General features: G+C 43.9%; 14 protein-coding genes and 1 tRNA gene. All 15 read right to left on the bottom strand.

What is annotated here, in order from left to right; translation table 11 throughout:
* Nucleotides 1-18: 18 nt before the first annotated feature.
* Entirely contained in the window at nucleotides 19-1077 is a 1059-nt protein-coding gene (locus tag D2V05_RS03665) for a PAS domain-containing sensor histidine kinase (RefSeq protein WP_119646195.1), read from the bottom strand.
* A 213-nt stretch (nucleotides 1078-1290) separates the two neighbouring features.
* A tRNA-Arg gene (locus D2V05_RS03660) sits at nucleotides 1291-1362 on the bottom strand.
* Nucleotides 1363-1462: 100 nt separating this feature from the next.
* The gene (locus D2V05_RS03655) at nucleotides 1463-1873 is read right to left on the bottom strand and encodes a response regulator (RefSeq protein ID WP_119646194.1); all 411 of its coding nucleotides are present in this window, start codon (nucleotides 1871-1873) and stop codon (nucleotides 1463-1465) included.
* A 103-nt stretch (nucleotides 1874-1976) separates the two neighbouring features.
* Nucleotides 1977-2390 carry a DUF6691 family protein gene (locus tag D2V05_RS03650; protein WP_119646193.1) on the bottom strand — a complete coding sequence of 138 codons (414 nt, stop codon included), beginning with the start codon at nucleotides 2388-2390 and terminating at the stop codon, nucleotides 1977-1979.
* A complete protein-coding gene (locus D2V05_RS03645; protein WP_119646192.1) occupies nucleotides 2387-2944 on the bottom strand; it encodes a YeeE/YedE family protein in 558 nt (185 codons plus the stop codon). The genes D2V05_RS03650 and D2V05_RS03645 overlap by 4 nt, the downstream gene beginning before the upstream one ends.
* Before the next feature lie 59 nt (nucleotides 2945-3003).
* Entirely contained in the window at nucleotides 3004-3207 is a 204-nt protein-coding gene (locus tag D2V05_RS03640) for a YgaP family membrane protein (protein ID WP_119620086.1), read from the bottom strand.
* Between the two features lie 9 nt (nucleotides 3208-3216).
* Nucleotides 3217-3522, bottom strand: a complete 306-nt coding sequence (locus D2V05_RS03635; protein WP_119646191.1) for a hypothetical protein — start codon at nucleotides 3520-3522, stop codon at nucleotides 3217-3219.
* A gap of 104 nt (nucleotides 3523-3626) precedes the next feature.
* Nucleotides 3627-6821 (bottom strand): efflux RND transporter permease subunit, encoded by a 3195-nt coding sequence (locus D2V05_RS03630; protein ID WP_119646190.1) that lies wholly within the window; start codon nucleotides 6819-6821, stop codon nucleotides 3627-3629.
* A gap of 16 nt (nucleotides 6822-6837) precedes the next feature.
* On the bottom strand, nucleotides 6838-7926 hold the full coding sequence (locus D2V05_RS03625) for an efflux RND transporter periplasmic adaptor subunit (protein WP_119646189.1): 1089 nt from the start codon (nucleotides 7924-7926) through the stop codon (nucleotides 6838-6840).
* 7 nt (nucleotides 7927-7933) lie between these two features.
* Nucleotides 7934-9238: a TolC family protein gene (locus tag D2V05_RS03620; protein ID WP_119646188.1), complete on the bottom strand. Its 1305-nt coding sequence runs from the start codon at nucleotides 9236-9238 to the stop codon at nucleotides 7934-7936.
* Between the two features lie 155 nt (nucleotides 9239-9393).
* On the bottom strand, nucleotides 9394-9528 hold the full coding sequence (locus D2V05_RS19875; protein ID WP_262696584.1) for a hypothetical protein: 135 nt from the start codon (nucleotides 9526-9528) through the stop codon (nucleotides 9394-9396).
* A gap of 7 nt (nucleotides 9529-9535) precedes the next feature.
* Nucleotides 9536-10993: an NAD(P)/FAD-dependent oxidoreductase gene (locus D2V05_RS03615; protein WP_119646187.1), complete on the bottom strand. Its 1458-nt coding sequence runs from the start codon at nucleotides 10991-10993 to the stop codon at nucleotides 9536-9538.
* Between the two features lie 120 nt (nucleotides 10994-11113).
* Nucleotides 11114-12151: a cytochrome d ubiquinol oxidase subunit II gene (gene cydB, locus D2V05_RS03610; RefSeq protein ID WP_119646186.1), complete on the bottom strand. Its 1038-nt coding sequence runs from the start codon at nucleotides 12149-12151 to the stop codon at nucleotides 11114-11116.
* Nucleotides 12152-12156: 5 nt separating this feature from the next.
* Complete coding sequence (locus D2V05_RS03605; protein ID WP_119646185.1) at nucleotides 12157-13530, bottom strand: cytochrome ubiquinol oxidase subunit I; 1374 nt, start codon at nucleotides 13528-13530, stop codon at nucleotides 12157-12159.
* A gap of 127 nt (nucleotides 13531-13657) precedes the next feature.
* Nucleotides 13658-13783, bottom strand: coding sequence for a hypothetical protein (locus D2V05_RS19870; RefSeq protein ID WP_262706543.1), 126 nt, complete (start codon nucleotides 13781-13783; stop codon nucleotides 13658-13660).
* Nucleotides 13784-13829 lie beyond the last annotated feature (46 nt).

The following is a 13829-nucleotide window of genomic DNA, read 5'->3' as shown; positions in this document are numbered from 1 at the left end:
ATCCTTTGAATTAGCCCTTTATTCCTTAAAATGAATGGTGAAAGTAGTTCCCTCATTGACCTTGCTGTCCACTTCTATCGAACCGCCAAGACTAGTGATGTAATTATATATCAAATAAAGGCCAACTCCTTTGCTGTCCTCATTGTCATGGAATTTTTGGTTCAGGTTGAAAATGCGGTGCCCCACTTTTTCCAAGTCAAAGCCAAGGCCATTATCGGTATAGGCCAATGTCTTTACTCCATTCTTTTGGCTCGTAATGATTGAAATGATGGGGGCAATATTAGGTTGCCGATATTTGATGGAATTGGTAATGAAATTCAGAAAAATGCTTTCCAAATAGGCCGTGTTGAACCTAACGCTTTCGAGATCCGAAAAATCCAAATGAAATTCCACACTGGCATTTTGTACCAATGTGTTTATGGAATTCCTGACCTTATGGAACGATTCCAGAAAATTGACTTCCTCCAAGTTTTTATTTGAAATATCATTTTCCTTGAAGGTGTCCACCAACGAATTCAAGGATGTTTTTAACCCTTCCGCAGAAAGTCTTATATAACGTATTATTCCCAATGTTTCTTCATCATCAATTTTTGTCAAATTGATTAAATCGACAAGGGACAACAAATTATTCAAGGGTGACCTTAGATCATGTGAAGTGGTATAATTGAGTTGCTTAAGCTTGTCATTCGCCTCGGAAAGCTTTCCAAGATGGGATATGCGTTCGGCCTCAAGCTTTTTTTTATGGGTGATATCTTTAGCGATGGCATATATCAACCGTTCATTCTCCATTGGGGTAGATGTCCAATGCAACCAGACAAGATCTCCAGATTTGCATACATATCTGTTTTCAAAATTGACCAATGGGAAATTATCTTTGAGCCTTTTTCTATATGCTGCCGTAAGCTCCCTGTCTTCCGGATAAATAAATTCAGAAATTAATTTTGCTTTCAATTCCTCTTCTGAATATCCCAATAATGCCATGAAAGCTGGATTTATTTTCACAAAATAGCCTTCATAATTCGCTATACAAAGGCAATCTTTGGATAGTTCAAAAAATGGGTCCAATCGGTGGTTCATTGGGTCTGGCCGGTTCACTTCCATATAGTGGGTCAATGCTACTTTTTTGCATATACAACGAATCAAACATTTGTAATACAATGGAATTACATCCAATAAAAGTATGAAGTTCTTGTTTGGCCATCAACAAACTCCAAATAATTTAACAAGAGAATATATTATAGTTGAGAAAGCAGCATCGGGTTGATGCATATCGAAGGTAAAAGAAAAAAGTAGCCTCGGCAAGAATCGAACTTGCATCTAAAGTTTAGGAAACTTCTATTCTATCCATTGAACTACGAGGCCGTTCCAAAATTGGACTGCAAAAATATGCTTTTTTGAAAAACTTTACATAAACCTTGGATCCTAATTGATGATATTTTCCTTAAAGGCTTTCAAGTAACCTTTAACTCACCGTTCTCTTCTTCTCCTCTTCTTTGAGGATCTTCTGCAAGTAAGATCGGGATAGGGGCTTATCTACATAGCCAGCAATCAATTGATGGTCTTTAGCTATTGCACGGTCCCTGGAATTTGTAAAAGCCGAAAGTACATAAACACTGGGCAGGGAATGTTCCTTGAAGAGATTTTGCAAGTTTTCAAGAAAGTCCCATCCGTTCATACCATCCATGATCAGGTCCAAAAAGATAATATCAGGAAGCTTGTCTCGCTCATCCACAAAACTTAAACAGGTCTTTAACCCTTCTTCTCCACTGGAACAGGTTATGATCTCGAAATCTCCATGGGATTGTTGTATGCAATATCTGGTCGCAAACTGCGACACCATATCATCGTCAATAATGCATGTGGTAAGTTTCATTAATGGGACTTTTAAGTAAAATTGGGACCTACAAAGCTATACGCATGCCTCCAACGAACCATCCAAAATCGTTGTTCTGACCAAATATCCCGTTGAGAAAACCTTAATGGGGCAATTTATTCCTTAAAATTCCATAAATAAAGGCTCCTACTACCGCACCAAAAAGAACGATGAACATGGGCCAATACCCTGTTCCAGCCAAAATGTACATAGGTCCCGGGCAGGCCCCCGCCAATGCCCATCCCAATCCGAAAAGTGTTCCCCCTATAATGTATCGGGCAAAAGACCTTTCCTTGTCCTGAATATTGATCGGTTCCCCAAAAAAGGATTTTACCTTGGATCTTTTGATCCACTGGACCAAAACAATGCCAACCGCCAATGCGGAGCCAATAATACCATACATGTGGAACGAATCAAATTGGAACATTTCATAAATGCGGAACCAAGAAGCGGCTTCCGACTTGTATAGGATTACCCCTAAAAAGGTACCTACGATGATATACCATATACTTTTCATGATCCAAAAATTAAGGGAAACAATACATGGACCATGATCAGTCCACCGATAAAAAAGCCGATGACGGCAATCAAGGAAGGGCGCTGAAGGTTGCTCAACCCTGAAATGGCATGGCCCGAGGTACATCCGCCGGCATACCTGGTTCCGAAACCGACCAAAAACCCTGCCACCAAAAGAATGATCCATACCAAAGGTTTGGTCAACGCTTCCATGCTGAACAATTCCGTTGGCAAATAGGCAGTCCCGGCACTTTCAAAACCGAGCTCGTTTAACTTGGTTACGGTCTTCTCCGAAATTTGAACAGCAGGGTTTGGTGAAAGCAGATGGGCACCCAAAAATCCACCAATCACGGAGCCCAATACGACCAAAAGGTTCCATCTTCGGGATTTTAGGTCCACTTTAAAATAGTCGGTAAACTTGCCCGCCCCCCCAATGGAACAAAAGGTCTCTAAATTGGAGGACATGCCAAAGCGTTTGCCCATTAGGATCAAAACGGCCATGACCAAGGCAATGAGGGGCCCCGCAATATACCAGGGCCAAGGTTGATAAAGCATTTTCTCTGTTTTTAGACAAAAATGGAGAAAATGCTTTGAATTTCAAACTTAGTTACCGCTTAACAACAATTCTTATCGGAATCGGAAACCCCGAATTTTTTTAGGATGTCTTCCAAAAGGCACCATTTGGTCAAGGAAGATTGCAACAAATTGGCACCTACAAAAGCCGTAAACCACAACCAATTGATGTTCACATATATGGCCAAGGCCAAACTTATCAGGATAAAGGTTCCTGCTACACCCCTTACAATTCTATTTCTCATATATTTCTTTTAAACAGTTCTTTGTACCGGAAGCTCTACCGCCCTGATAGGGTTGGTCGTTTCGCTTTCCTCATTGAATTCTTTTAACAATTTGAATACTTCGGTCACTTTCTCCTCCGCACAGAAGGAAAAAAACAGATTGGATGCAGCACCACCCTTTTCACTTGGAAACCAGCTACTGGTATACAACAAGGGCGATGCACTTTTATATCCATCAATGTCCGAACCACTAAAGCTTTCGATACCGGCTTTCTTAAAAATCTTGAGGACCTCTTTTTTGTACTCCTCCACCGTGGTAACAATGATCATTTTCATGCGTTAATTTTTATTGTTTTTCAATGGTCACATGGAATCTTTGATGACTAAAAGAATCATTGCACTGTATGTCAAAAGATTCTTTTAGTCATGCCGATTTCATCTTAGTTGTAGTTTTTACGTTCAATCATATAATACACCAATGGCACCACCAATAGGGTCAAAATGGTCGACACTATGGTTCCCCCCATGAGTGAAATGGCCAATCCCTGGAAAATGGGGTCGAACAAGATCACAAAAGCTCCAATAACAACGGTACCGGCTGTAAGTAGAATTGGTGTGGTACGGACCGCCCCAGCCTCGATTACCGCTTGTTTCAACGGAATACCCTCATTCAACCTTAGGTTGATAAAGTCGATCAGCAACACCGAGTTCCGCACCATGATCCCTGCCAAGGCAATCATACCGATGAAAGAGGTGGCGGTAAAGAACGCTCCTAAGAACCAGTGACCGAGTACAATACCAATCATGGATAAGGGAATCGCCACCATCATCACCATAGGTGCCTTGAAGTTTTGGAACCATCCCACGATCAACATGTAAATGATCACGATGACCCCAAAAAAGGCAATGCCCAAATCTCGGAACACCTCCAAGGTTATCTGCCACTCCCCGTCCCATTTGACGGTATAGTCATCCTCAAACTGGGGCTGCTCCATATAGAGTTCGTTCATGGAGTATCCCTTCGGCAATTCCAATTGGTTCAACTTGTCGGTCATTCCCAAAATGGCATACACTGGACTTTCCAACTCCCCTGCCATATCGGACATCACATAGACAACTCTCTTCTGGTTTTTCCTGTAGATGCTTTTGGCCTTGGTACCTTCATTGATGGTCACCAAATCCCCCACAGAAATCATATTGCCCTGTTGCGAGGCCACTTTCAGTTGTTTGATTTCATCCAAAGTGGATTTATCCTTTTCGCTAATGGAAAGCACAATCCCGATCTGATCAAAGGAATCTTCATCATACACATGGGAAACAGGCATTTCACGGAAAGCCATACCCATAACCTGAACGATTTGTTGGGGAGTGACCCCGTAGAGCATTGCCTTTTCCTTATCCACAACAAAATCATATTCCACTTGGTCATCCTCAACCATCCAGTCCACATCCACCACATCGGCAGTATTGTTCAAAATGCCTTTCACCTTATCAGCGACTTCAATCTGTTCGTTATAATCAGGGCCATATACTTCGGCCACAATGGTTGACAATACCGGAGGACCTGGTGGCACCTCAACAATCTTGATATTGGCATTGTACTTTTTGCCGAGTTCTTGAATTTTTGGTCTGAGCAATTTGGCAATATCATGACTTTGCTCGCTACGATCGTGTTTGTCGGTAAGGTTGACCTGGATGTCGGCCATATTGCTGCCGCCTCTCAAGTCATAATGCCTTACCAATCCATTGAAGGTAATAGGTGCCGATGTACCCACATAGCTCTGATAGTTCATCACTTCTGGTCGGGTTGACAGATAAGCACCTACTTCCTTGGCCACCGCCGAAGTACGCTCCAAAGTGGAGCCTTCGGGAAGGTCGATCACCACTTGGAACTCGTTCTTGTTATCAAAAGGCAACATTTTAACTGCTACCGATTTGGTAAAGAACATGGCTACAGAACCGAATAGCAACGCCACGGTGATACCGATGAACAACCATCTCTTTTTTCGACTTTCAATCAAGGGTTTTTCAAATCGCTCGTAAGCTTTATAGATGAAGGTATCCTGAATCTCAACCGGTTCTTTTTCATTCTCTTTTTTCTTGTCCTTTTCCCTTAGGAAGATGTATCCCAAATACGGGGTTATGGTCAACGCTACGAACAAGGACAACAACATGGCGATGGAGGCACCGATGGGCATTGGGGACATATAAGGCCCCATCAACCCAGATACAAACGCCATGGGTAACACGGATGCAATTACCGTAAACGTGGCCAAAATGGTCGGGTTACCTACCTCGTTGATGGCGTATAATGCCGCATCCTTGAACGGCAATCGTTTCATCTTAAAGTGGCGGTGCATGTTCTCCGCGATAATGATGGAGTCATCCACCACGATACCCGTTACGAACACCAAGGCAAACAAGGTAATTCGGTTCAATGTATAGTCCAGCATGTAGTAGCTCAGCAACGTCAAGGCGAAGGTGATTGGCACGGAAAGGAACACCACGAGGCCTCCTCTCCAGCCCATGGCCAACATCACCACAAAGGTCACCGCAATAATGGCACCTATCAAGTGCATCAAAAGTTCGGATACCTTTTGAGAAGCAGTCTCTCCATAGTTACGGGTCACTTCCACATGAACATCATCCGGAATCAAATTCTTTTTCAAATGTTCCACTTTCTCCAATACCACATCGGAAATCTTCATCGCATCGGCACCTTTTCTCTTGGCAATGGAAAGCGTTACCGCTGGGTACTCTGACTTGTACTCGGATGATTTCTCATTGGCTGCACCAAATCCAAGGGAGACATAATTTTTGGGCAACTCAGGGCCATCCAAAACGGTAGCCACCTGTTTCAAATAGATAGGTTGACCTTGTTTGGTTCCCACGATTAAGTTTTCCAAATCCTCTTTGGTCTCCAAGAACCTCCCTGTGGCAATATGAAACTCGGTATCGTTGGACAAAAAGTTACCGGAATCCATCTGCTGGTTATTGGCCTTGATCATTTGGGCAACCGCCAAAAGGTCAATCCCTGATTCAGCCATTTTATCCTTGTCCACCATGACACGAAGTTGACGGCTACGCCCCCCTATCTTTTTGGTAATGGAAACCCCGTTCACTTTTTCAATCTCGTTGATCAATTCCCCAGAGATTTCACGCAATTGGAAATCGTTATACTCATCGCTCCATAGGGTGAGTGCCAACATGGGCACATCATCAATGGCACGGGTCTTCACCAAAGGCATGGTGACCCCTTCGGGCATTTGGTCCATGTGCTTGTTGATCTCATCGTACAAGCGCACCAAGGAACGTTCAATATCCTCCCCTACATAAAACTGCACAATGGCCATTCCCTGCTCCTGCATAGAGGTGGTGTACACGTATTCTACCCCTTTTATATTGGATATGATCTTTTCAAGCGGTTTGGTGATCCTGGATTCCACCTCTGTTGGGCTAGCTCCAGGATATCCCACAAATATATCCGCCATGGGCACATCAATCTGTGGCTCCTCTTCCCTTGGAATCAGGAAGGAACTGTACACCCCAATGACCATGAACACAATCATTAAGAGTACCGTTAATTTGGAGCTGATGAACCCTCTCGCTATTTTTCCTGCAAGTCCGTCTTTCATTATTCCCTTTTTTAGGTTATTGAATGGTTACTTTAGCTCCATTGTACAGCTTGCCTTCGGCAGAAACGATATAGGTTTCCCCTTTGGAAAGGCCGGACAATACTTCCACCTCGTCGCCATAGGTCTCACCCAAACGCAACCAACGTAGTAGCGCCACATTGTCTTGACCTAAGGTGTAGATGCCGCTCAACTGCCCTTTTTGGATCAAGGCCTTGGACGGAACCGTAACAATGGTTTTCTCATTGCTAGCTTTGTCCGTCTCCAGCCTTACGGTTGCATACATACCTGACAAAATTTTGGCATCCGTTTTATCCAATTGTACTTTCATCAAATACTGCCCGCCTGTGTTTTGGGCAGAGGCACTCAATTCGGTCACTTTTCCTGTAACGATGGTATCCAAGGCTTTAACTTGAACCAAGGCTTTGGTTCCCACTTGGATCCCGGTGATGTTGTTCTCGGCCACTTTGGCCACTACTTCAAAACCTCCTGGAGATTCCACGGAAACCAACGGCACCCCTGGGTTAGCCATATCACCTTCGTCTATGTAGGTATTGGTCACCACTCCACTAAATGGGGCACGAATGTTAGCATAGGCAAATTGGGAATTGACCTCGTTCTTCATTTGGTTGGCTGATTCCAATCGAGCCTTGGCCATTTCATATCGGGCGGTCATATCATCCAATTCCTTTTGGGAAGCACTGTTTTCGTTGAAGAGATTCTGGAACCTTTCGTAATCTTTCTTAGCATTGTTAAAGGCTACTGTAGCCTCGGCAATGGAGGCCTCCACTTGTGCTTTTTTGGCACGTAGGTCCACATTGTTGATGGAAATCAACAAATCTCCCTTGTTCACTTTTTGACCAATTTTCACGGGCAACGATTCCACGTAACCCATCATCCTAGTACTGAGTGTGGCATTGTTCAAGGCGGTTATCTGTCCGCTACCGGCCAAAATGGTATTACTATCCCCTGTTTCCACCTCAGCGACGGTTACTGGAACGGCAGGTCCATTGTCTTGTTTTTGCTCCTTGTCACTTCCGCAACTTGCAAGGGTAATCCCCAATGCAAGGGCGATAAAGGCATTTTTATATATCGTAGTGTTTTTCATATCGCAATTATTCTTTGGTTAAAAATGTTAGTAGGGATTGTGCTTGGTTATATTCGAAAATGGTTTGGTAGTAGGCCAATTGCTTTTCGGCGTACATGGCCTCTGCCATCAATAGATCGGTTGTTTTTTCCAAGCCTTCCTTAAATCGGTTTGTACGTATTCTCAAGGATTCTTCGGATTGGTCCATAGCCAATTTTGAGGTCTGGAGCCTGTTGTGCGCATCTTCGACCATCCTTCTGGTGCGTTGTAGCTCCATAGAACTTTTGGCAATGTACTGCTCGTATTCTTGTTTCGATTTCTCATAATTTGTTTTGCTCTTGCCCACTTTTGCAAAGCGTTGGGCCCCTTTAAAAACATCCCAGCTTAAACTGGCCCCGATGATATATCCCTTGGCATCTGCACGGAAAATTTGGTCATCGTACATTTCGTAACTGGCAAAGGCATTCAACCTTGGCAAAAAGGTCATGTTCTCTGCCCTCATGTTGGCCTTGTATGCCTCGGAAACCAAGTCCATCGCCCGTACATCGGCACGATTTTCCAAAGTTGCCTCGGCAGTTCCATCTAAATCATTCGGCATCAATTCTTCGGTAGGTTCATATACCACGTTGCCTTGTTCGTTCATCAAAAAAGCCAAATAATCGGAGGCATTTTTTACGTTGCTTTTGGCCGAGTTCAGTTGGTTCTCCACTTCAGTGACCCTTACCTGCACCTCCAACAAGTCTGCTTTCTGTAGCAATCCCTGATTGAAACTGTTCTGGGCCGTGTTCAAGTTCGCATTGGCTGCTTCATAAGCTTTTTCCAATACCTGTACCGCCCTGTGGGCCAATTGCAACTGTCCAAAGGCCTTTTGCGCCTCAAAATCCAAATAATCCCTAGTGCGTGAGGCCTGAAGGTCTTTGGCCTCCATGGTTGTTTTTGCGGCCTTACGTTGGAAGAAACCATCCATATTGATCAAGGGCTGCTCCACCGAAATTTTAGTGGCGAAGTTTTCTATTTGATCGGGATCGTTCAACAAAGCAGGGTTAAAATCCGCTTGGGTCAAAATCTCTTGGTTGAGTTTGGAACCGAAGGCCATCAATGGGTTCGTGGTGGTAATCCCTGTGTGGGAGACCGATATCTGTGGCAAAAAAATGGAACTCGAAAATTGGTAGTCATATTTTGCCATCTTCGCCTCCTGTTCGGATACCTTGATACTTGCATTGGATTCCTGCACTCTGGCCAGGACATCCCCCAAGGAAATCTTTACATGGTCTTGTGCCAGCAAAGTTCCCTGTGCGCAAATAAGTGTGATTGCTATAAGTATTCGCTTCATATACTATTTTAATTTGAGCCAAAATTAGAATCGTTCCAAGTTCCACACAGTAACCTGTGTTACTAAGAAAATCGGGCAAGAAAAAACCCCAATACGAAGAAGTCCCTACAAAGGAAATCCGTATTGAGGTTTTGTACAATGATGAATGTCAGGGTTTAAGCCTTTCTGGTACCTCCGTGTCCCCCAGCTACGATCACCAACACTTTAAGACTCAAAAAGATGAACTTAAAAAACTGGACGATGGGGTTCATCATCATAAATCGCTTGTATTTTGATATGCGTCGTGTCATGATTTTTCTATTCAGGAATTAACCACCAAAAAGGTTTCATTTTTGCTTTGTAGATGAAGGCATAGTGCAATGCCAGTTTCAGCCAGTGCCCGGCAAGACCGATGGAACCAAAGGTTTTACCCAGTTTCCTGCCATGGGTATCCGGATATTTTTTGAAATCGGGTACAATGGGATAGGTTGTGATGCTGATGCCACTACCCTTGGTCATTCCAAACCCGGCCGAAGCGATACAAGCGGCTCCCATGTTGCCCATGGAGCCCTTATGATGTAGTTCGTGGCTCGGGTTTTTGATCATCTCAATAATGTTATCGGCCACCAATTTTGCGGTGATCCCCGAAGGCATCCCTGTACGTGGTGGTGCAGGAGTGATGTCCGTTCCGTTTTTGCTCTTTCTCGGTTTTGAAATGCCATGGGGAGGTGCAAAGGCAATCCCCGGTGCAAAAATATTGGCATAGGACGGATTCTGATAGGTTTCTGGCCAATCCTGAACCGTCCATTCCTCATAAGGTTTGGGCGTGTAGTCGGCATCCACGATCATAAATCCTTTAAAGAGTTTTTCCGTAATATCACCCCCATTCTTGTCATAGGCCTTAAATCCATGACCGGAAAAGGAAGGAATCAACATGGCGAAATCATAGCTTTCCTGTTTGTATTCGCCATCAAGCGTCTCGTAATGGGCTAACCCATCTTCCACTTTGTTGACCCCGGCACCCAAGATCCAATGGATTCCACGGTCTTCAAAGACCATCTCCACCATTTCGTTGGATTTCATGATATTGCTTCCGTAGCTCAACAGCATTCCGTCCATCCCAAAATCCCCTAGTTGGTATTCATTGGAAATCCAGGTGATTTCTGCCATATCCCTTACCTTATGTCTTCTAAGCTCTTGTTCCACATTCAAAATGTATTCAAAAGCAGCACCTTGGCAGGTGGCCTTGGCATGACCTGTACCGATCAGAATCTTGACCTTTTTGCCCTGCTTCATTTGTTTGATGACCTCTTCCAGGGCCACCCAAGCTTCTTGGGCGTGGGTATAGGTACAAACGGAATGCGCCTTGTTCTTGCCCGGTGAAAGTCCCTCGGTCCCTTCAAAATTGAGTTTTGGACCGGTTGCATTGATCAGATAGTCATAGGTGACCTTCTCTTGCTTTCCCTTCTCGTCCCCTGTCACATATTCTACCAAAACGTAGGGTTTCTGCTCCTCGTTATCCCCTTCCGGATAAAAACTGATGGCTTTGGCCTGTTTATAATCGATATGTTTTTTGGCGTACAGGGGGGCCAATGGAAATATGAGATCCCTGGGTTTCATCCTACCGATCCCGACCCAGATATTGGATGGAATCCACTGGTAATTACTATTGGGTGAAACCACTACCACTTCATGCTCTTTTGGGAGCTTTCTTCTGAGATGCGATGCGGCCACATGACCCGCTATTCCGGCACCCAGCACAACTATTTTGGACATTATTATATCATTTTTACCAAAATTAGCTTTAGGGTTTCAGATATAAAGTGACTTAGGTCACATAGAAAAAGGCACCCATTTGGATGCCTTTCAACTGTATAAACCTATAAAAACAAACAACTAATAACTGGTCTCGTCCAACTTGACCTTGCCCCAGAATGTTTTGTACACAAATATGGTATAGAACAACACTAAAGGGGTACCGATGGCCACAATCGTCAACATGATCTGTAACGATTTGGTAGAGGAAGCGGCATTGTATATGTCGATATGGAATTTGGGGTCTATGGTGGAGCGAAGGAGTACGGGATACAATTCAACCGCCACCAAAACCAACAAAAAGGCAATGGTCAATGATGAAAACAGAAAAGCCCACTTGTATTTCCTTTTCTCCGCCAAACGGGGCACGTTGGCTATACTCAAAAAGGTCAATAAAGGAATGACAAAAAGCGATGGATTGCTTTTGAAATCGTCGGAAAGGTGGGGAATATAGATCAAGGTGTAGAGTGTGGTGACAGAAAAACTCACCATAAAGAAAATCATTCCTCTTTTCAATAACCTTGTCAACTTGGCAAACAACCTTCCTTCTGTTTTCAATAGTAGAAAAATGGCTCCATGTGCCATAAAAAGTGACAAAGTGGTAAATCCGGTCATCAAGGCATATGGATTCAAAAATTCAAAAAGGACACCGCCTTTATATTGATAATCCTCCCCTATCGGGATGCCTTGCAACACATTCCCAAGTACCACTCCGAGCAAAAAGGCCAGCATGATACTGGAAATGCTATAACAGATATCCCAAAGCCTTCGCCACCACAACATGGGTTCCTTTCCTCTAAACTCTATGGAAATGGCCCTAAAGATGATAAAGAGCAAAAACAGCATAAAGGGTATATAGAGTGAAGAGAACAGTGTGGCGTACATCAACGGAAAACCCGCAAATAGGGCGCCACCTCCAATCACCAGCCATACTTCGTTACCATCCCAAACGGGCCCCACGGCATTCAAGGCAATTCTTCTGCTCTGTTCTTTCTTTAGAAAAAGATGCCAAGCACCTGCCCCAAAGTCGAACCCATCCAAGATGGCATATCCTGAGAACAAACCGCCAACGACCAAAAACCACCATGTTGGATAATCCAATCCTAAAAATGTTTCCATATTGCTTAGTTAATCATGTGAGTCAATGTTCCTCCAAAAGGTGTTTCGTCGCTTTCCGCTTCTTCGTATGGCCCGTGTTTGATCTTTTTGTGCAATAGATAGATGAACAAGGTGAACAACAAGGCGTATATCAAAAAGAACAAAATCAGCGAAAATAGAATCTGATTATCCGATACCGCCTGTGAAAAGGCTTCATCAGTTCTCAAAAGACCATAGACCACCCAGGGCTGTCTTCCCATTTCTGCGGCAAACCAACCCACCTGATTGGCAATTTGTGGCAGGAACACGGCGAATACAAATATCCATAACAACCATTTTTTTTGAAAAAGGGTACCTCTCCACAACAAAAAACTGGCAAACAAGGTCAGGAAAATCAACGCCATTCCTATGGCTACCATAATGTGGTAGAATTGGAATACGGCGTTCACTTGTGATGGGCGTTCATCCTCGGGAAAGGCATTGAGTCCGGTTACAGGTGTTTCCACATCGTAGTCCAACAGAAAAGAAAGTCCTCCAGGTATCTTGATTCCCGATACTTCTTGGTTTTCTTGGTCTACCCAACCCATAATGTACATATCTGCCGGGGCCGACTCCTCATAATGTCCTTCCAATGCCGCCAATTTTGCAGGCTGGTTTTTGGCCACCCCTTCTGCGGATTGATGTCCTGTGAACAATTGTCCCAATGAAAATATGGTCGCCACGATCAGCGCAATCTTAAAGGCCTTCCTCGAAATTTCAATATATTTTCCCTTGACCATGTAATAGGCATGGACACTCATGACCAAAAAGGCTCCTGCCAAAAAGGCCCCAAGCCAAACGTGGGTCAATCTATCCACGCTGGAAGGATTGAACACCATAGCCCAGAAATCGGTGATCTCTGCCCGGGCTTCCATCCCTTCCCCCACAATGTGAAACCCTGCTGGGGTCTGTTGCCAACTGTTGGCCACCACAATCCATATGGCGGAGAACATGGATCCCAAAAACACTCCTATTGTGGAAACCAAATGGACCCAAGGTTTTACCCGGTTCCATCCGAAAAGCAATATACCCAAAAAGCCACTTTCCAAAGCGAAGGCAAAAATACCTTCGGCCGCAAGTGCACTACCAAAAACATCGCCCACATAACGGGAATACACGGCCCAGTTGGTCCCGAACTCAAACTCCATGACTATCCCTGTGACCACACCGATTCCAAAAGTAAGTGCAAAAATCTTGGTCCAGAATCGGGCCAGTTTATGGTAGATTTCCTTTTTGGTCCTGATGTAGATACTTTCAAAAATGACCAACAACAGGCCTAGGCCAATACTTAAAGGGGGATAGATGTAATGAAACGCAACTGTGAAGGCAAATTGAATACGGGCGAGTATTTCCGTTTCCATGGATATGATTTTGACATCAAAAATAACCCTGATAACTTTCTTATTAGGTTACCCATGTTACAAAAAACAAAGTTTTAACACGACAACGCCAAATCATCGTGTTAAAACTTCATATATGAGGAAAGTTCTATTTTTTTCCACTGTTCATCATGGCCAGAACCGCACCTACAAGTACAATGACGACTAGAACAAACAGCCCGATCATCCAGATGCCATTTTCCCAAACCACTAAAGGTATATTGAGTGTTTTCACAATGTATTGGTTTTTGAAGTTTGACCAAATTTAGCGGCAAAACAGT

The sequence above is a fragment of the Flagellimonas pelagia genome, assembly GCF_003584135.1.
In the GTDB taxonomy this organism is placed as follows: domain Bacteria; phylum Bacteroidota; class Bacteroidia; order Flavobacteriales; family Flavobacteriaceae; genus Flagellimonas; species Flagellimonas pelagia.
This window is presented reverse-complemented; position numbering and strand designations above follow the sequence as displayed.

Coding starts and splice junctions, on each gene's coding strand:
- D2V05_RS03665 (WP_119646195.1), bottom strand. CDS start 1,077: ATGAACCACCGATTGGACCCATTTTTTGAACTATCCAAAGATTGCCTT.
- D2V05_RS03655 (WP_119646194.1), bottom strand. CDS start 1,873: ATGAAACTTACCACATGCATTATTGACGATGATATGGTGTCGCAGTTT.
- D2V05_RS03650 (WP_119646193.1), bottom strand. CDS start 2,390: ATGAAAAGTATATGGTATATCATCGTAGGTACCTTTTTAGGGGTAATC.
- D2V05_RS03645 (WP_119646192.1), bottom strand. CDS start 2,944: ATGCTTTATCAACCTTGGCCCTGGTATATTGCGGGGCCCCTCATTGCC.
- D2V05_RS03640 (WP_119620086.1), bottom strand. CDS start 3,207: ATGAGAAATAGAATTGTAAGGGGTGTAGCAGGAACCTTTATCCTGATA.
- D2V05_RS03635 (WP_119646191.1), bottom strand. CDS start 3,522: ATGAAAATGATCATTGTTACCACGGTGGAGGAGTACAAAAAAGAGGTC.
- D2V05_RS03630 (WP_119646190.1), bottom strand. CDS start 6,821: ATGAAAGACGGACTTGCAGGAAAAATAGCGAGAGGGTTCATCAGCTCC.
- D2V05_RS03625 (WP_119646189.1), bottom strand. CDS start 7,926: ATGAAAAACACTACGATATATAAAAATGCCTTTATCGCCCTTGCATTG.
- D2V05_RS03620 (WP_119646188.1), bottom strand. CDS start 9,238: ATGAAGCGAATACTTATAGCAATCACACTTATTTGCGCACAGGGAACT.
- D2V05_RS19875 (WP_262696584.1), bottom strand. CDS start 9,528: ATGACACGACGCATATCAAAATACAAGCGATTTATGATGATGAACCCC.
- D2V05_RS03615 (WP_119646187.1), bottom strand. CDS start 10,993: ATGTCCAAAATAGTTGTGCTGGGTGCCGGAATAGCGGGTCATGTGGCC.
- cydB (WP_119646186.1), bottom strand. CDS start 12,151: ATGGAAACATTTTTAGGATTGGATTATCCAACATGGTGGTTTTTGGTC.
- D2V05_RS03605 (WP_119646185.1), bottom strand. CDS start 13,530: ATGGAAACGGAAATACTCGCCCGTATTCAATTTGCCTTCACAGTTGCG.